Below are 17817 nucleotides of genomic sequence, written 5' to 3' on the forward strand. Positions count from 1 at the left end.
ACATGACCATGACCCTGCGCTGTGACCGCGCGCCGGCCTGGGCGCAACTGCAGTCCAGCTTCGACACGGCCGGTCGCCAGTTCGATCTTCGCCATGCCTTCGTGGAGGACGCCGGGCGCTTCGCGCGCTTCAGCCAGGAGGCGCCGCACGTCTTCGCCGACCTGTCGAAGAACCTGATCGACGCGCGCACCGAGGCGCTGCTGTTCACGCTGGCGCGCGAATGCGGCCTCGAGGCCCACCGCGACGCCATGTTCGCGGGCGCGCACATCAACAACACCGAAGACCGCGCCGTGCTGCACACGCTGCTGCGCGCGCCGGCCGACGCGGCCACCGGCCGCCAGACGGCCCACGAGCTGCGCGAAGTGCACGCCACGCTCGACGCCATGCTGGCCTACGCCGAGAAGGTGCGCAGCGACCACACGATCACCGACGTGGTCAACATCGGCATCGGCGGCTCCGACCTCGGCCCGCAGATGGCCGTGCTGGCGCTCGCGGAGTTCGTGGCGCCGGGCAAGCGCTTCCACTTCGTCTCGAACGTCGACGGCCACGAACTGGCGGGCGTGCTCAAGGGCCTGGCGCCCGAGCACACGCTGTTCCTGGTCGCCTCCAAGACCTTCACCACGGCCGAGACGATGACCAACGCGCTCTCGGCCAAGCGCTGGTACGAACAGTCGGGCGGCACCGACATCGCAGGCCATTTCGCCGCGCTCACCACCAACGTCGAGGCCGCGAAGCAGTTCGGCATCGACACCACCTTCGGCTTCTGGGACTGGGTGGGCGGGCGTTACTCGCTGTGGTCGGCCATCGGCCTGCCGATCGCGCTGGCCATCGGCGCCGACGGCTTTCGCCGGCTGCTGGCGGGCGCGCATGCGATGGACGAGCACTTCCGCACCGCGCCGCTCGAGCAGAACCTGCCCGTGCGCCTGGGCCTGCTCGACGTCTGGTACCGCAACTTCCACCGCTTCACGAGCCGCAGCATCGCGCCGTACCACAGCGCCCTGAAGCGCGTGCCGGCCTACCTGCAGCAGCTCGAAATGGAAAGCAACGGCAAGCAGGTCGACGCGAGCGGCGCGCCGCTGGCCTTCGGCACCTCGCCCGTGCTCTGGGGCGAGCCCGGCACCAACGGCCAGCACGCCTACTTCCAGATGCTGCACCAGGGCACCGACGTGATCCCGCTCGAGTTCATGGCGGTGCGCGACGCCTCGCACGACCTCGACGGCCACCACCCCAAGCTGCTGGCCAACGCGCTCGCACAGGCGCAGGCGCTGATGGTCGGCAAGCTCGACGAGGGCGGCCACAAGAACTTCCCGGGCAACCGGCCGAGCACCTTCTTCGTGTTCGAGAAGCTCACGCCCGAAGCGCTGGGCGCCTTCCTCGCGATGTACGAGCACCGCGTGTTCACCAGCGGCGCGCTGTGGGGCATCAACAGCTTCGACCAGTGGGGCGTGGAGCTCGGCAAGGTGCTGGCGCGCGACATCGAGCCGCGCCTGGCCTCGGGCGATGTCTCGGGGCTCGATGCCTCCACGGCCGGCCTGCTGCAGCGGCTGAGCACCTGACGGCGCACGTCACTGCAAGCCTCGCAAGCCTTGGCCAAAGGCTCTATCCACTAGGCCTTTAGGCCATTGGTTTGCAGGGTGGTGGCCGGTTTGGCCGAGTTTGTCGTTGCACAGTGCGCCGATATGATGGCCCCGGGGAAATTTCCCTGGGATTCATCAAGAGGAGCGAGTCAATGGACTTTCAAACAGCGGTCAAGACGTGCATCGCCAAGTACACCGATTTCACGGGTCGTGCGTCGCGTTCCGAGTTCTGGTGGTTTTTTCTGGCCCAGTTCGGCGTGCTCGTCGTGACGGGCCTGATCCATGAGTACGTCTACTTCATTGCAGCGCTGGCCCTGCTTCTGCCCGCCCTCGCGGTGGGCGTGCGCCGCCTGCACGACATCGGCAAGAGCGGCTGGTTCTTGCTGCTGTCGATCATCCCGCTGATCAATCTCGTGCTGATCTACTTCTTCGTTCAGCCGACGCAGCCGGAGAGCAACGCCTACGGCGAACCGCCGAGCGCCTGAGCTTTTTCCTTCGAAGGGCCGCACACGCGGCCCTTTTTCTTTGGGGCGCCCGGTGGCTCAGGCCACTGCCGCCTCGACGGATGCAGGCGCCGGCGCGCCGCTCGCCATCCGCACGCACAGGTCGAAAGCCTGCTGCAGCCCTTCGATCTGCGCCACGCCCTGGCCGGCGATGTCGAAGGCGCTGCCGCTGGCCGAGGTGGCCACGGGCACAGGCAGCCCGCCGTGCAGGGTCACGCCCTGCTCGAAGCCCATGAGCTTCATCGCGATCTGGCCCTGGTCGTGGTACATCGACACCACCGCGTCCACGTCGCCGCGCCGTGCGCCGATGAACACGGTGTCGGGCGAGAACGGGCCGCGCGCGTCGTGGCCTTCGGTGCGCAGCTGTTCGATGGCGGGCGCGATGATCTCGATCTCTTCCATGCCGATCGAGCCGCCGTCGCCCGCGTGCGGGTTGAGCCCGGTCACGGCGATGCGCGGGTGTGCCACGCCGGCGCGGCGCAGCGCCGACGCGATGATCTTCACGGCGTCGCGCACGCCTTCCACGGTGATGTGTCGCGCCACGTCCTTCAGCGGAATGTGCGAGGTCACGCGCGAGGTCCACAGCGATCCGGTGAGATTGAACTCGCAGACGAAGCCCGTGACGGCGAAGCGCTCCTGCATGTAGCGCAGTTCGTCCTCGTGCACGAGGCCGCCCAGGCGCAGCGAATGCTTGTTGAGCGGCGCGAAGAGGATCGCGTCGGCCTGGCCGTTGCGCACGGCCTGCGTGGCCAGCTCCAGCGCTTCGAACGAGGCCCGGCCCGAGCGCTCGTTCGACTCGCCGAGCACCGGTTCCTCGCCCGCCATCCAGTCGCGCACGAGGAGGCTCGGACGGCCGTCCTCGAAGCGCAGGCTGTCGAGGGTGTTCACCTGCAGCGGCGCCAGCTTCGCGCCAGCCACGCGCTCGCCCGCGGCCAGCACGACGGGGTCGGCGATCAGCAGCACGCGCGCGGCGTCGAGGTTGCGCTGGCGCGCGAGCAGCTTCACGGCCATCTCGGGGCCGACGCCGCTGGGGTCGCCCAGCAGCACGGCGATGCGGGGTTTGGCGGAGGTCACGCGAGGGGTGGAGGGGGGGGTGGGCATGGTCGGATGTCTGAGGAAAGAAGAAGGGTGAAGGGACGGCCTCACTCGGCCTTGATGCGCGCGTCGCGCACGAGCCGGCCGTAGTGGTCGAACTCCTGCCGGTTCATCGCCGCGAAGGGTTCGCCGGTCAGCGTGCCGGGCTCGCCGCCCAGGGCCTTGATGCGCGACTGCACGTCCGCCAGGCCCATCGTGCGCGTGAGTTCGGCGCTCAGCCGTTCGACCACCGGGCGCGGCGTGCCGGCCGTCACGTACAGGCCGTACCAGGTCGATACGTCGGCGCCCTTGACGCCTTGCTCGGCCAGCGTGGGCACGTCGGGCAGCTCGGGCGAGCGCTGCGGCGCGCTCACGGCCAGCGCGCGGAACTTGCCGGCGCGGATCTGGCCCATGGCCGACGAGGTGCTGTCGAACATCATCTCGACCTCGCCCGAGATGATGTCGATGTGCGCCTGCGAGCTGCCCTTGTAGGGCACGTGGATCGAGGTCATGCCCGTGGCCAGGTTGAAGGCTTCGCCGCCCACGTGCTGCGTGCTGCCAATGCCCGACGACGCGTACTTGAAGCCGCCGGGCTTCGCGGCCATCGCGGCCAGCAGGTCCTTCACCGACTTGTAGGGCGAGCTGGCCGACACCACCAGCACGTTGGGCATCACGGCCACGAGGCCGATGGGTTGCAGGTCTTTCAGCGGGTCGTACTTGAGCTTGAGGATGTGCGGCGCCACGGCCTGCGCCGTGTTGGTGGCCAGCAGCAGCGTGGCGCCATCGGCCGGCGCGCGGGCCGTGAGTTCGCCGGCGATGGTGTTCGATGCGCCGGGGCGGTTCTCCACCGTCACGGGCTGCTTGAGCACGGGCGCGAACTTGTCGGCCAGCACACGCGCGAGGATGTCGGTGCCGCCGCCGGGCGAGGCGCCGACCAGGATGCGCAGCGGCTTGTCGGGATAGGCCGGCTGCGCGCTCGCGTTCAGGCAGGCGGCCAGCACCAGCAGCGCCGCCAGGCCGGCACCGCGGGCCAGGGGAAAGAGGGTCATCGCGTCGTCTCCAGCTTGTTGTGGGCCCGAGCCTACGGAGCTTCGGTCGCGCGATCCAATCGAAAAAGGCTGAAGCTCCATATACTTTTGTGCATGAAACCCGGCCTCACCGACGCCTCGCTGATGCTGCATGTGAGGCCGCGCCAGCTGCTCCTGCTGGCCCGGCTCGATGCGCACCGCCACCTCGGCCGCGCGGCCGAGGCCATGAACATCAGCCAGCCCGCGGCCACCAAGCTGCTGCAGCAGCTGGAGGAGTCGCTGGGCGAACAGCTCTTCGAGCGCTTGGCGCGCGGCATGGCGCCCACGCCCTACGGCGAGATCCTGATCCGCTACGCCCACCGCGTGCTCAGCGACTTCGGCACCGCGCGCGAGGAAATGCTCGCGCTGCGTTCCGGCCTGAGCGGCGCGCTGCGCGTGGGCAGCGTGCCGGGCGCGGTGCCCGAGCTGCTGGCACCGGCGCTGGTCGCCTACCACCTGCGTCATCCGCAGGTGGCCGTGTCGGTGGTGGTCGAGACCAGCGACCTGATGCAGGCGCAGCTGGAGCAGGGCGACGTCGACCTCGTGCTGGGCCGCCTCACCGACGGCCACGACGAAGCCAAGTACGCGAGCGTGCCGCTGCTGGGCGAGTCGCAGGTGGTCGTGGTGCGCGCGGCGCACCCGGTGTTCGAGCGCACGGCCACGGTCACGCTGGCCGAGATGGCGACCTGGTCATGGGTGCTGCAGCCGCCGGGCTCGCCGCAGCGCGGGCGCTTCGAGGCGGCGATGCGCGAGGCCGGCATCCAGGCGCGGCTGGACATCATCGAAACGGCATCGCCCATCGCGATCACGGCGCTGCTGGAGAACTCCGACATGGCCGCCGTCATGCCCGCCTCGCAGGCCAACCATTACGGTCGGCTGGGCGTGCTGCGCACCGTGCCGGTGGAGCTGCCGGTGCGGGTGCCGCCGATCTGCCTGATCACCCGCGAGGACCGGGCGCTGTCGCCGGCGGCGGCGCAGTTCCGGCGCCAGCTGCTGGGCGGGCATGCGTGACGGGCGAGAACTTCAGTCGGACAGTTTTCCATCCTGAATTGCGTTAACTAGGGATTTCACTAGCCAACTGGTGCAAGAGAGTACTGGTTGGGCTGCTCGAAATACCAAAATCGCAAGCGCGTTTCTCCAGAATCCGGGCACGGCGACCACGATACCGAGGCGTCGCTCACCCAAGGAGACACCATGAAGCGCTTTCTGAAAGCGGGCCTCGCCCTCGCACTCATCGGCACGGGCCTTGTGTCCCACGCCGCCACCGAACTCGTGATCGCGACCGTCAACAACGGCCACATGATCGAGATGCAGAAGCTCACGCCCTTCTTCGAGAAGGCGAACCCCGACATCAAGCTCAAGTGGGTCACGCTGGAAGAAGGCACGCTGCGCCAGCGCGTGACCACCGACATCGCCACCAAGGGCGGCCAGTTCGACGTGATGACCATCGGCCTGTACGAAGCGCCGATCTGGTCGAAGAAGGGCTGGCTGCAGCCCATCGCCACCGATGCCGCCTACGACGCCGACGACCTGCTGCCCGCCATCCGCGCCGGCCTCTCGCACGAAGGCAAGCTGTACGCCGCGCCGTTCTATGGCGAGAGCTCGATGCTCATGTACCGCAAGGACCTGGCCGACAAGGTCGGTTTCAAGATGCCCGAGCAGCCCACCTGGGCGCAGGTGAAGGAGCTGGCCGGCAAGATCCATGACCCCAAGGGTGGCCTGTACGGCATGTGCCTGCGCGGCAAGCCGGGCTGGGGCGACAACATGGCCTTCCTGACCACGCTGGTCAACACGAACGGCGGCCAGTGGTTCGACATGCAGTGGAAGCCGCAGATCGACACCAAGCCCTGGAAGGACGCGATCGGCTTCTACGTCGATCTCATGAAGGCCTACGGCCCGCCGGGCGCCTCGGCCAACAGCTTCAATGAGAACCTAGCGCTTTTCAACGAAGGCAAGTGCGGCATGTGGGTCGACGCGACCATCGCGGCGTCGTTCATCAGCGACCCCAAGCAGTCGAAGGTGGCCGACAAGGTGGCCTTCGCGCAGGCCCCCGTCGCCGTGACACCCAAGGGCGCCAACTGGCTGTGGACCTGGAACCTGGCCATTCCCGCCAGCTCGACCAAGGGCGCCGCCGCGCAGACCTTCGTGAAGTGGGCGACCTCCAAGGAGTACGTCAACCTCGTGGCCAAGGAGCACGGCTGGGGCACGGTGCCCACCGGCACGCGCAAGTCGACCTACGCGAACCCCGAGTTCCAGAAGGTCGCCAAGTTCGCCGCCGCCGAGAAGAAGGCCATCGACAGCGCCAACCTCAGCGACAGCACCCTGCCCAAGTCGCCGTACGTCGGCGTGCAGTACGCGGCCATTCCCGAGTTTCAGGCCATCGGCGTGGCGGTGGGCCAGCAGATGAGCGCGGCGCTGTCGGGCAAGGTCACGGTCGACCAGGCGCTGAAGACCTCGCAGCTCGCTGCGGAACGCGAAATGAAGAAGGCCGGCTACTACAAGTAAGCCACGCTTCTTCCCCTCTCCCCGCGGGGAGAGGGCCGCAGCCTGAGAGGAACAGACCATGAAAAGACTCCTGCCCCGCGCCCTCATGGCGCCCGCCGTGCTCACGCTCTTCCTGTGGATGATCGTGCCGCTGCTGATGACGTTGTACTTCTCGTTCGTGAACTACAACCTCATGCAGCCCGGCGAACGCACGTTCGCGGGCATCGAGAATTTTCACTACTTCGTCACCGACCCCGACTTCTGGCCGGCCACCTGGAACACGCTGCTGCTGATCGGCAGCGTGATCGTCATCACGGTGGTGTTCGGCGTGCTGCTCGCGCTCCTGGTGAACGAGCCCTTCCCGGGCCGCGGCATCGTGCGCGTGCTGCTGATTTCGCCCTTCTTCGTGATGCCCGCAGTGAATGCGCTGCTGTGGAAGCACATGATGATGAACCCCATCTACGGCATCCTGGCCGACGTGTGGCGCTTCTTCGGCGCGCAGCCGGTCGACTGGCTCACCGACGTGCCGCTGTTCTCCGTGATCATCATGGTGGCCTGGCAGTGGCTGCCCTTCGCGTGCCTGATCTTCATCACCTCGCTGCAGTCGCTGGACCGCGAGCAGATGGAAGCGGCGCGCATGGACGGCGCGAGTTCGTTCCAGCGCTTCTTCTATCTCACCATTCCGCACCTCGGTCGCCCGATGGCCGTGGTGATCATGATCGAGATGATCTTTCTGCTCAGCGTGTTCGCCGAGATCGCCATCACCACCAACGGCGGCCCGGGCAACGAGAGCACGAACATGACCTACATGATCTTCAAGCAGTCGCTCATGAACTTCGACGTGGGCGTGGCGTCCGCGGGTGCGCTGTTCGCGGTGGTGCTGGCGAACATCGTCGCGGTGTTCCTGATCCGCATCATCGGCAAGAACCTGGACTGAAGAAGGAACGACCATGCAACCCAGCAACTTCCTTCCCCAGCTGCTGCGCACCGTCGGTGCGTGGGCCGTGGCACTGCTCCTGTTTTTCCCGCTCGGCTGGCTGTTCCTCACGGCCTTCAAGACGGAGCTGCAGGCCATCCACGTGCCGCCGCTGTTCATCTTCGAACCCACGCTCGACAACTTCGGCGAGGTGCAGCGCCGCAGCGACTACCTGCTGTACGCGCGCAACTCGCTCATCACCAGCCTGGGCTCGACCATCCTGGGCCTGCTGATCGCCGCGCCCGCCGCGTACTCGATGGCGTTCTTTCGCACGAAGAAGACGCGCGACATCCTCATGTGGATGCTCTCCACCAAGATGATGCCGGCCGTCGGTGCGCTGGTGCCGATCTACGTGCTCGCGCAGACCGCGGGCATGCTGGACTCGCTCACCGCGCTCACCATCGTGTTCACGCTGTCGAACCTGCCGATCATGGTGTGGATGCTCTACAGCGCCTACAAGGACATTCCGAACGAGATCCTCGAAGCGGCGCGCATGGACGGCGCGAGCCTGTGGACCGAGTTCCGCCATGTCGTGATGCCGCTGTCGGTCGGCGGGCTCGCATCGACCGGCCTCTTGTGCCTGGTGCTGAGCTGGAACGAGGCCTTCTGGGCCCTCAACCTCACCTCCGCCAAGGCCGGCACGCTGGCCACGCTCATCGCCTCGTACTCCAGCCCCGAAGGCCTGTTCTGGGCCAAGTTGTCGGCCGCGTCGCTGATGGCCATCGCGCCCATCGTCGTGTTCGGCTGGTTCAGCCAGAAGCAACTGGTGCAAGGCCTGACCTTCGGCGCCGTCAAGTAAAGAAAGGGAGACATCTCATGGCCTACCTCGAACTCAAGAACATCAAGAAGAGCTTTGGCGACGTCCACATCATCAAGGGCGTCGACCTCGAAATCCAGAAGGGCGAGTTCATCGTCTTCGTCGGGCCTTCGGGCTGCGGCAAGTCGACGCTGCTGCGCCTGATCGCCGGGCTCGAACCCATCACCAGCGGCAACCTGCTGCTCGACAGCAAGGACATCACCTGGACGCCTTCGGGCAAGCGCGACCTGGCGATGGTGTTCCAGAGCTACGCGCTGTACCCGCACATGAGCGTGTACGACAACATGTCCTTCGCGCTGAAGCTCGCGGGCGTGGCCAAGGACGAGATCAGGACCAAGGTCGAGTACGCGGCCAAGACGCTGAACCTCACGCAGTACCTGGACCGCACGCCGAAAGATTTGTCGGGCGGCCAGCGCCAGCGCGTGGCCATCGGGCGCGCGATCGTGCGTGCGCCCAAGGTGTTCCTCTTCGACGAGCCGCTGTCGAACCTCGATGCAGCGCTGCGCGGCAACACGCGCGTCGAGATCCACAAGCTGCACCGCGCGCTCGGCGCCACCACCATCTACGTCACGCACGACCAGGTCGAGGCCATGACGCTGGCCGACCGCGTGGTGGTGCTCAAGGACGGGCTCATCGAGCAGGTCGGCACGCCGCTCGAACTCTACGACCGCCCGGCCAACCAGTTCGTCGCGCAGTTCATCGGCATGCCGTCGATGAACATGGTGGCGGCGAGCGCCATTCCGAGTTTTTCCGCCGCGACCGGCGGGCGCCTGCCGAGCGACGGCTTCCTGGGCGTGCGTCCCGAAGGCCTGCGCGTGCATCCGAAGCAGGGCGCGGCCGCCGGCGTGCCGGGCCGCGTCGAGCTCATCGAGGCGCTGGGCGCCGACACGCTGATCCACGTGGACGTGGGCGGCGTGCCGCTCATCGCGCGCCAGAACGAACGCACGCCGCTGCAGGCGGGCGACGACGTGGCGGTCGAGCTCGACCCGTCCGTGCTGCACCTGTTCAGCCGCGAAGGCCGCGCCGTCGCCGCCTGATCCGACGACCCTCACTTTCAACGGACCTTCCCCGTGACCCTCGCAGCAGCGGGCCTCGTGCCCACCCCACCGGCGCCTTCGGAATTCACGGTGCTTCACCTCGGCCTCGGCTCGTTCCATCGCGCCCACCAGGCCGTCTACCTGCAGCGGCTGATCGATGCGGGCGACACCCGCTGGTCGCTGTCGGGCGCCAACATCCGGCCCGACATGGCCGAGGTCGTCGCGGCGCTGCAGGCCCAGGGCGGGCGCTACACGCTCGAGACCGTGTCGCCGGCGGGCGAGTACCGCTACGAGCAGATCGAGGCGATCCGCGAGGTGCTGCCGTACGAGCCCTCGCTGGCCCCGGTGATCGCGCGCGGCGCGGCGCCGTCCACGCGCATCGTCTCCTTCACCGTGACCGAGGCCGGCTACTACCTCGACACCAAGGGCAAGCTCGACCTGTCGTTCACCGACCTCGCGGCCGACATCGAACGCGCGCGGCGCGGCGAGGCCGGCGAGACGATCTACGGTGCGATCTGCGCGATCCTGCGGGCACGGCGCACCGCGCAGGCGGGCCCCGTGACGCTGCTGAACTGCGACAACCTGCGCCACAACGGCGACCGCTTTCGCGCGGGCCTGCTCGAGTTCATCGCGCTCGTCGGCGACGCGCCGTTGCAGGCCTGGGTCGATGCGAACACCCGCTGCCCGAACGCGATGGTCGACCGCATCACGCCGCGTCCGCCGCCCGAGTTGCGCGCGCGCGTGCGCGCCGCCACGGGCCGCGACGACGGCGCGGCGGTCACGGGCGAGAGCTTCATCCAGTGGGTGATCGAAGACGACTTCATCGCCGGCCGGCCCGACTGGGCGCGCGTGGGCGTGGAGCTGGTCGACTCGGTGCAACCGTATGAAGAGGCCAAGATTCGCATCCTCAACGCCACGCACAGCTGCATCGCCTGGGCCGGCACGCTGGCGGGGCTGGGCTTCATCCACGAAGGCACGCACGACGCGGCCATTCGCCGCATGGCCTTCGACTACGTGACCGACGACGTCATCCCGTGCCTGAGCCCGAGCCCGATCGATCTCGCGGCCTACCGCGACGTGGTGCTTGACCGCTTCGGCAACCCTGCGATCCGCGACACCAACCAGCGCGTGGCGGCCGACGGCTTCTCGAAGATCCCGGGCTTCATCGCGCCGACCGTGCGCGAGCGCCTGGCAGCCGGGCAGGGCATCGACAGCGTGGCGATGCTGCCCGCGCTGTTCCTCGCGTTCCTGCAGCGCTGGTACCGGGGCACGCTGCCCTATGCCTACCAGGACCAGAGCATGGACGACGCCGCCGCGCACGCCATCTGCGACGCGGCCGACCCGGTGGCAGCGCTGTGCGCCGATGCCGGGCTGTGGGGCAGCCTCGCGGGCGATGCGCGGCTGATCGATGCGGTGCGCCGTGCCGGTGCGCGCGTGGCGCGCTTCATCGAAGAGAAGGCCGCACCATGAGCGGCCGCCTGCAGGACCGCCATGTGCTGCTGACCGGTGCCGGCGGCGGCATCGGCCTGGCCGTGGCCGAGGCCTGCATCGCCGAGGGCGCGCGCTGCAGCGTGATCGACCGCGCGACCGCCGCGCCCGAGGCCGTGCGCGTGCTGCAGCAAGCCCATCCCGACGCGCTTGCCTACATCGCGGCCGACGTGACCGACACGCAGGCTATCGCGCACATGCTGGCCGAGGCGCAGGTCGCCTTCGGTCCCGTCCACACGCTGTTCAACAACGCCGCCGTGTTCGACCTCGCGCCGCTGCTCGACAGCGACGAAGCCTCGTTCGACAAACTCTTCGCCGTCAACGTGAAGGGCATGTTCTTCGTGATGCAGGCCGTGCTGCGCCACATGGTCGAGGCCGGCACGCCGGGCGCGTCGGTCATCAACATGGCCTCGCAGGCCGGGCGCCGCGGCGAGGCGCTGGTGTCGCACTACTGCGCGACCAAGGCGGCCGTCATCAGCTACACGCAGAGCGCCGCGCTGGCCATGGCGCCGCACGGCATCCGCGTCAACGGCATCGCCCCCGGTGTGGTCGACACGCCGATGTGGGACCATGTCGACAGCCTGTTCGCCAAGGCCGAGGGGCTGGCGCCGGGCGAGAAGAAGCGGCGTGTCGGCCTCGCCGTGCCGCTCGGGCGCATGGGCGTGCCGGGCGACATTGCAGGGGCGGCGGTGTTTCTCGCCAGCGACGAGGCGCGCTACATCACGGCGCAGACCCTCAATGTCGATGGCGGCAATGTCATGAGCTGAACCCCACCTTCCTTCCGCATTTCTGCATGAACGACGACTTCCACCTGTACCTCGACAGCGCCGACCTGGCCGAGCTGCAGGCCTGCCTGCCGCACCCGGTGGTGCACGGCGTGACGACCAACCCGACGCTGCTGCAACGCGCCGGCGTGGGGCGCGCCGATGTGCCCGGTCTGCTGAAACGCTGCATCGACCTGGGCGCGCGCCAGGTGCAGGCCCAGGTGTATTCGAGCGAGGTCGACGGCATGCTGGAAGACGCCGCGTTCCTGCTGCCGCAGTTCGACCCCGGCCAGCTCGTCATCAAGATTCCCGCCACGCGCCAGGGCCTGGACGCCGGCGCGCGGCTCGTCGCCCAGGGCGTGCCTGTGACGTGGACCGCCGTGTACGCGCCCGAGCAGGCGCACTTCGCCGCGCAGCTGGGCGCGGCCTATGCGGCGCCGTACCTCGGCCGGCTCGAAGACGCCGGCATCGACGGGCTGGCGCTCATCGCGCAGATGCAATCGCTGGTCGCGCAACGGCCTTCTTCGGGTACGCGGCTGCTGGTGGCGAGCATCCGTTCGCGCGCGGCGTACCTGGCGCTGCTGGGGCTGGGCGTGGGCGCCATCACCATCCCGCCGCGCCTCTTTGCCGAGCTGCTCGACCATCCCGCCACCCTGGCTGCCGAAGCGGGTTTCCTGGCCGATGCCCGCGCCTTGCCCTGACAGAAGAAGAAAATCCAAGCACCATGCGCATTGCACTCACGGGCGAGGCCCTGATCGATTTCACAGCCGGCGAAGGCGGCACCCTGGCGTTCCTCGGCCATGAGGGCGGCTCGCCGCTGAACACGGCCGTGGCCTGTGCGCGCCTCGGGCAGCCGACCGGCTTTCTCACGCAGCTGTCCACCGACCTGTTCGGCGAGCGGCTGATGGCCTTTCTCGAACGCAACGGTGTCGACACCCGGCTCATTTTGCGCAGCGACGCGCCGTCGACGCTGGCGTTCGTGGAGCGCACGCCGCAGACCAACCGCTACGCCTTCTACACACGCGGCAGCGCCGACGCCACCTGGGCGCCCGAGCCGTTGCCGCAGCTGCCGGCGGAATGCCGCTTCCTGCACTTCGGCTCGATCTCGTTGCTGCAGGAGCCGGCGTCGTCGCGCATCGCCGACCTCGTGGCCGCCCACACGGGGCGCTGCGTGATCGTGTTCGACCCCAACGTGCGGCCCAGCCTGATCCCGGACATGGCCGCCTACCGCGCCCGCGTCAGCGCGTGGTTCGCCATGGCCGACCTGGTCAAGCTCAGCGACGAAGACGCCGCGCTGCTCGCTCCCGGGCGGCCGGTCGATGTGCTCGCGGCCGAATGCCTCACGGCTGGCGCGCGCGCCGTGGTCGTCACGCGCGGCGGTGCCGGCGCCACGCTCTGGCGCACCGGCAGCGCGCCGCTCACCGTGGCCGCGCCGCGCGTCGAGGTGGTCGACACCATCGGCGCGGGCGACACCTTCACCGCCGGGCTGTCCGTGGCGCTGCTGGCGCATGGCGTCGAGCATCCGGCGCAACTGGCCGAGCTTGGCGACGACGCCTGGCGCGCCGTGATGCGCTTCGCCGCCACCGCCGCGGCCCTGAACTGCACCCGCGAGGGCGCCGATCCACCGACGCTGGAAGCCGTTCGCACGGCGCTTTCGCAGGAAGACAACGAGGCCGTCGCTTCCCGGCCCTGATCGATCCGTGCCGCCATGACCACGACCACCCGCAAACGCGCGATCCCTCGCCAACGCCAACCCGAGCTGGAGCGCGACTTCGCGCGCTCCCCGTCGCTGGGCTACGAGGCCCCGGAGGAAACCGGCCTGGTGCGCTGCCTCGCGCACGGCTTTCCGAGCCCGCTGGTGCGATGGCACTTCCATGAAGACTACGAGCTGCACCTGATCACCGAGACCTCGGGCAAGGCCTTCATCGGCGACTGGATCGGGCCGTTCCAGCCCGGCCACCTCGTGCTGTGCGGGCCGCGCCTGCCGCACAACTGGATCTCGCTCGATGTGCCCGAAGAAGGCGCCGCCGGGCGCGACCGCGTGATCCAGTTCCGCCACGAGCCCATCGAGCGCGCGGCCGCCGAGATTCCCGAGCTGCGCGACGTGATGCCGCTGCTCGACCGCGCGCGCCACGGCATCGAGTTCTTCGGCATGTCGGAACAGGCGCTGGCGCACTGGGACGCCATCAAGGCCGCGCGTGGCGTGCGCCGCCTGGGCCTGTTCTGCGAGTTCATGGCCGACCTGGCGCAGTGCACCGACTACCGGCTGCTGTCGAGCGTGCAGATGCAGGGCGTGCAGGGCAGCGACGGCGATGCGCAGGTCGACCAGATCAACGACATCGTGAACCGCATCACCAACAACATGACCGACTCGATCTCGATGTCGGACGTGGCCGCCGAGCTGGGCATGAGCGAGAGCCGCTTCAGCCGCTTCTTCCGACGCTCGACGGGCAACAGCTTCACCGACTTCGTGAACCGCGTGCGCATCAACAGCGCCTGCCACCTGCTGATGCAGACCGACCACTACGTGACCGACATCTGCTACCAGGTGGGCTTCAACAACGTGGCGAACTTCAACCGGCGCTTTCTCGAAATCAAGGGCATGACGCCGAGCGAGTTCAGGCGCCAGGCCGACACGCGCTTCGGCTGATTTCTTTCAAGGCGAACGCGCCCGCTCCGAAGGCGCCATCAGGGAGACCATCTTGTATCTGGGACTCGACCTCGGCACGTCCGAGCTCAAGGCATTGCTGCTCGCGGACGATCACCGCATCGTCGGCGTGGCACGCGCGCCGCTCACGGTCGACCGGCCGCACCCGCTGTGGTCCGAGCAGGCGCCTGCCCAATGGTGGCAGGCGCTCGAGGCGGTCATGGCCGAGCTGCGCACCACGCATGCGAAGGCGCTGGCGCAGGTACGCGCCATCGGCCTGTCGGGCCAGATGCACGGCGCCACGCTGCTCGACGCGGAAGGCGAGGTGCTGCGCCCGGCCATCCTCTGGAACGACGGCCGCAGCGGTGCGCAGTGCGAGGCGCTCACGCGCGCCGTGCCGCGCCTGGGCGAGATCGCGGGCAACCTCGCGATGCCCGGCTTCACCGCGCCCAAGCTGCTGTGGGTGCGCGAGCACGAGCCCGAGGTCTTCGCCCGCGTGGCGCGCGTGCTGCTGCCCAAGGACTGGCTGCGCTTCATGCTCAGCGGCGAAGCGGTCAGCGAGATGTCCGACGCGGCCGGCACGCTGTGGCTCGACGTGGGCGCGCGCGACTGGTCCGACGAACTGCTCGCCGCCACGGGGCTCACGCGCGCTCACATGCCGCGGCTGGTCGAGGGCAGTGAAGTCTCCGCGCTGCTCAAGCCGGACCTGGCGGCGCGCTGGGGGCTGCGCGAGGGCGTGAAGATCGCCGGCGGCGCGGGCGACAACGCCGCCAGCGCGGTCGGCATGGGGCTCGTGGAGCCGGGACAGGGCTTCGTCTCGCTCGGTACGTCAGGCGTGGTGTTCGTCTCGACCGACCGCTTCCTGCCGAACCCCGAGCAGGCGATGCACGCTTTCTGCCATGCCTTGCCCAGGCGCTGGCACCAGATGTCGGTGATGCTCTCGGCCGCCAGCGCGGTGAGCTGGGCGGCGAAGACCTTCAAGTTCGCGGACGAGGCGGCGCTGCTCGAAGCCGCGGCCTCGGTTGCGACCGAGCAGCGCGCGCGCTGCCCGCTGTTCCTGCCGTACCTGTCGGGCGAACGTTCACCGCACAACAACCCGAATGCGCAAGGGGTGCTGTTCGGCCTCACGCATGCGCATGGCCCCGCGGAGATTGCCTACGCCGTGGTCGAGGGCGTGAGCTTCGGGCTGCGCGATGGCTTCGACACGCTGCGCCTGCCGGCCGACATGCCGCTGCGCGAAGTCGCGCTCGTGGGTGGGGGGGCGCGCAGTGTCTGGTGGGGGCAGTTGCTGGCCGACATCTTCCAGGTACGGCTGACGTTGTACGCGGGCAGCGAGACAGGCGGTGCGCTTGGTGCGGCACGCCTGGCATGGCTGGCTGATGGCGGTGCGGTGGCCGAGGTGTGCACGCTGCCGCCGGTCAAGCAGCAACTGGTGCCTTCGTCCGAAGGGGCCGACGGACACAAGACGCGGCATGCGCGTTTTCAGGTGCTCTACATGGCACTGCGCGACCAGTTCCGATAGCCGGCACAACAAACCGAACGCCCATAAAAAAACCCGTCGCAAGACGGGTTTTTTGTTTCGCGAAACACCGCGGAACCGGCTTTGCCGGGCCGCAGGTGTTGCCCCCGGTAGGGGGTTGGCGTAGCGGACACGAAGTGCCGCGCAGCCTGGGGGCGAGCGAAATTACATGCCCATGCCGCCCATGCCGCCCATGCCACCCATGTCGGGCATGCCACCGCCGCCGGCGCCGGACTCGTCCTTGGGTGCGTCAGCAACCATGGCTTCGGTCGTCAGCAGCAGCGAGGACACCGAAGCGGCGTTCTGCAGTGCGGTGCGGGTGACCTTCGTCGGGTCCAGGATGCCCAGCTCGAGCATGTCGCCGTACGTGTCGTTCGCAGCGTTGAAGCCGTAGTTGCCCTTGCCGGCCAGCACAGCGTTCACCACCACCGAGGCTTCGCCGCCGGCGTTGTTCACGATTTCGCGCAGGGGCGCTTCGATGGCCTTCAGCACCAGCTTGATGCCGGCTTCCTGGTCAGCGTTGTCGCCCTTGACCGACTCGCCCACGGCTTGCTTGGCACGCAGCAGTGCCACGCCGCCGCCAGCCACAACGCCTTCTTCCACTGCAGCGCGGGTGGCGTGCAGGGCGTCTTCGACGCGAGCCTTCTTTTCCTTCATTTCGACTTCGGTGGCAGCGCCAACCTTGATCACTGCCACGCCGCCGGCCAGCTTGGCCACGCGCTCTTGCAGCTTTTCACGGTCGTAGTCGCTGGTCGCTTCTTCGATCTGAACGCGAACTTGCTTCACGCGGGCTTCGATGTCACCAGCAGCGCCAGCGCCGTCGATGATGATCGTGTTTTCCTTGCCCACTTCGATGCGCTTGGCTTGACCCAGGTCGGCCAGCGTCACCTTTTCGAGCGTCAGGCCCACTTCTTCAGCGATGACCTTGCCGCCCGTCAGGATGGCGATGTCTTCCAGCATGGCCTTGCGGCGGTCGCCGAAGCCAGGTGCCTTCACAGCCACGACCTTCAGGATGCCGCGGATCGTGTTCACGACCAAGGTCGCCAGGGCTTCGCCTTCGACTTCTTCGGCAATGATCAGCAGCGGACGGCCCGCCTTGGCGACTTGCTCCAGCACGGGCAACAGGTCACGGATGTTGCTGATCTTCTTGTCGAACAGCAGCACGAAGGGGTTGTCGAGCAGCGCCGATTGCTTCTCGGGGTTGTTGATGAAGTAGGGCGACAGGTAGCCGCGGTCGAACTGCATGCCTTCGACGACGTCGAGTTCGCTGTCCAGCGACTTGCCGTCTTCCACGGTGATCACGCCTTCCTTGCCGACCTTGTCCATCGCGTCAGCGATGAGCTTGCCGATGGTTTCGTCGCTGTTGGCCGAGATGGAGCCGACTTGCGCGATTTCCTTGGAGGTGGTGGTGGGCTTGGAAGCCTTCTTCAGCTCGGCGACCAGGGCCGTGACAGCCTTGTCGATGCCGCGCTTCAGGTCCATCGGGTTCATGCCGGCAGCCACCAGCTTGAAACCTTCGCGAACGATGGCTTGGGCCAGGACCGTGGCGGTCGTGGTGCCGTCACCAGCGTTGTCGCTGGTCTTGGAGGCCACTTCCTTCACGAGCTGGGCGCCCATGTTCTGCAGCTTGTCCTTGAGTTCGATTTCCTTGGCCACGGACACACCGTCCTTGGTCACGGTGGGGGCGCCGAACGAACGCTCGAGCACCACGTTGCGGCCCTTGGGGCCCAGGGTCACTTTGACTGCGTTGGCCAGGATGTTGACACCCTCGACCATGCGTGCGCGGGCTTCGCCGCCGAAGACTACGTCTTTTGCTGCCATGATGAATTAACTCCGAATGGATTGGATTGGATGGGATCGAAAG

General features: G+C 68.0%; 16 protein-coding genes. 13 read left to right on the forward strand and 3 right to left on the reverse strand.

What is annotated here, in order from left to right; genetic code table 11:
• The first annotated feature begins 2 nt into the window (after positions 1-2).
• Together pgi and AC1RAD_RS04430 are read left to right on the forward strand one after the other, a co-directional pair.
• On the forward strand, positions 3-1556 hold the full coding sequence (pgi, locus tag AC1RAD_RS04425; RefSeq protein WP_139700956.1) for a glucose-6-phosphate isomerase: 1554 nt from the start codon (positions 3-5) through the stop codon (positions 1554-1556).
• Positions 1557-1729: 173 nt separating this feature from the next.
• Positions 1730-2062 (forward strand): DUF805 domain-containing protein, encoded by a 333-nt coding sequence (locus AC1RAD_RS04430; RefSeq protein WP_354345485.1) that lies wholly within the window; start codon positions 1730-1732, stop codon positions 2060-2062.
• Positions 2063-2119: 57 nt separating this feature from the next.
• On the opposite strand, the gene AC1RAD_RS04435 is transcribed toward AC1RAD_RS04430, so the two are convergent.
• Both AC1RAD_RS04435 and AC1RAD_RS04440 read right to left on the reverse strand, forming a co-directional pair.
• Complete coding sequence (locus AC1RAD_RS04435) at positions 2120-3181, reverse strand: 4-hydroxythreonine-4-phosphate dehydrogenase PdxA (protein WP_492734042.1); 1062 nt, start codon at positions 3179-3181, stop codon at positions 2120-2122.
• 41 nt (positions 3182-3222) lie between these two features.
• Entirely contained in the window at positions 3223-4203 is a 981-nt protein-coding gene (locus AC1RAD_RS04440; RefSeq protein ID WP_492734043.1) for a Bug family tripartite tricarboxylate transporter substrate binding protein, read from the reverse strand.
• A 93-nt stretch (positions 4204-4296) separates the two neighbouring features.
• Here AC1RAD_RS04440 and AC1RAD_RS04445 point away from each other — a divergent pair, with 93 nt between their 5' ends.
• From AC1RAD_RS04445 to xylB, 11 genes are all read left to right on the forward strand, one after another.
• Entirely contained in the window at positions 4297-5232 is a 936-nt protein-coding gene (locus tag AC1RAD_RS04445; protein ID WP_492734044.1) for a LysR family transcriptional regulator, read from the forward strand.
• A 183-nt stretch (positions 5233-5415) separates the two neighbouring features.
• Positions 5416-6726 (forward strand): ABC transporter substrate-binding protein, encoded by a 1311-nt coding sequence (locus AC1RAD_RS04450; RefSeq protein ID WP_062472668.1) that lies wholly within the window; start codon positions 5416-5418, stop codon positions 6724-6726.
• Positions 6727-6784: 58 nt separating this feature from the next.
• Positions 6785-7642 (forward strand): carbohydrate ABC transporter permease, encoded by an 858-nt coding sequence (locus AC1RAD_RS04455; protein WP_070059984.1) that lies wholly within the window; start codon positions 6785-6787, stop codon positions 7640-7642.
• A gap of 13 nt (positions 7643-7655) precedes the next feature.
• Positions 7656-8480: a carbohydrate ABC transporter permease gene (locus AC1RAD_RS04460; RefSeq protein ID WP_013539656.1), complete on the forward strand. Its 825-nt coding sequence runs from the start codon at positions 7656-7658 to the stop codon at positions 8478-8480.
• 17 nt (positions 8481-8497) lie between these two features.
• Positions 8498-9535 (forward strand): ABC transporter ATP-binding protein, encoded by a 1038-nt coding sequence (locus AC1RAD_RS04465; protein ID WP_139700967.1) that lies wholly within the window; start codon positions 8498-8500, stop codon positions 9533-9535.
• A 90-nt stretch (positions 9536-9625) separates the two neighbouring features.
• The gene (dalD, locus tag AC1RAD_RS04470) at positions 9626-11005 is read left to right on the forward strand and encodes a D-arabinitol 4-dehydrogenase (protein WP_492734550.1); all 1380 of its coding nucleotides are present in this window, start codon (positions 9626-9628) and stop codon (positions 11003-11005) included.
• On the forward strand, positions 11002-11790 hold the full coding sequence (locus AC1RAD_RS04475) for an L-iditol 2-dehydrogenase (RefSeq protein WP_492734045.1): 789 nt from the start codon (positions 11002-11004) through the stop codon (positions 11788-11790). The genes dalD and AC1RAD_RS04475 overlap by 4 nt, the downstream gene beginning before the upstream one ends.
• A gap of 26 nt (positions 11791-11816) precedes the next feature.
• Complete coding sequence (locus AC1RAD_RS04480) at positions 11817-12488, forward strand: transaldolase family protein (protein ID WP_492734046.1); 672 nt, start codon at positions 11817-11819, stop codon at positions 12486-12488.
• A 23-nt stretch (positions 12489-12511) separates the two neighbouring features.
• Positions 12512-13480, forward strand: coding sequence for a carbohydrate kinase family protein (locus tag AC1RAD_RS04485; protein ID WP_492686201.1), 969 nt, complete (start codon positions 12512-12514; stop codon positions 13478-13480).
• A gap of 15 nt (positions 13481-13495) precedes the next feature.
• Complete coding sequence (locus AC1RAD_RS04490) at positions 13496-14437, forward strand: AraC family transcriptional regulator (RefSeq protein WP_070059980.1); 942 nt, start codon at positions 13496-13498, stop codon at positions 14435-14437.
• A 52-nt stretch (positions 14438-14489) separates the two neighbouring features.
• Positions 14490-15956, forward strand: a complete 1467-nt coding sequence (gene xylB / locus AC1RAD_RS04495) for a xylulokinase (RefSeq protein WP_492734047.1) — start codon at positions 14490-14492, stop codon at positions 15954-15956.
• 162 nt (positions 15957-16118) lie between these two features.
• Here xylB and groL read toward each other — a convergent pair whose 3' ends face one another.
• A complete protein-coding gene (gene groL / locus AC1RAD_RS04500) occupies positions 16119-17774 on the reverse strand; it encodes a chaperonin GroEL (protein ID WP_042579049.1) in 1656 nt (551 codons plus the stop codon).
• Positions 17775-17817 lie beyond the last annotated feature (43 nt).

It is taken from the genome of Variovorax sp. GW823-FHT04B03 (genome assembly GCF_058796495.1).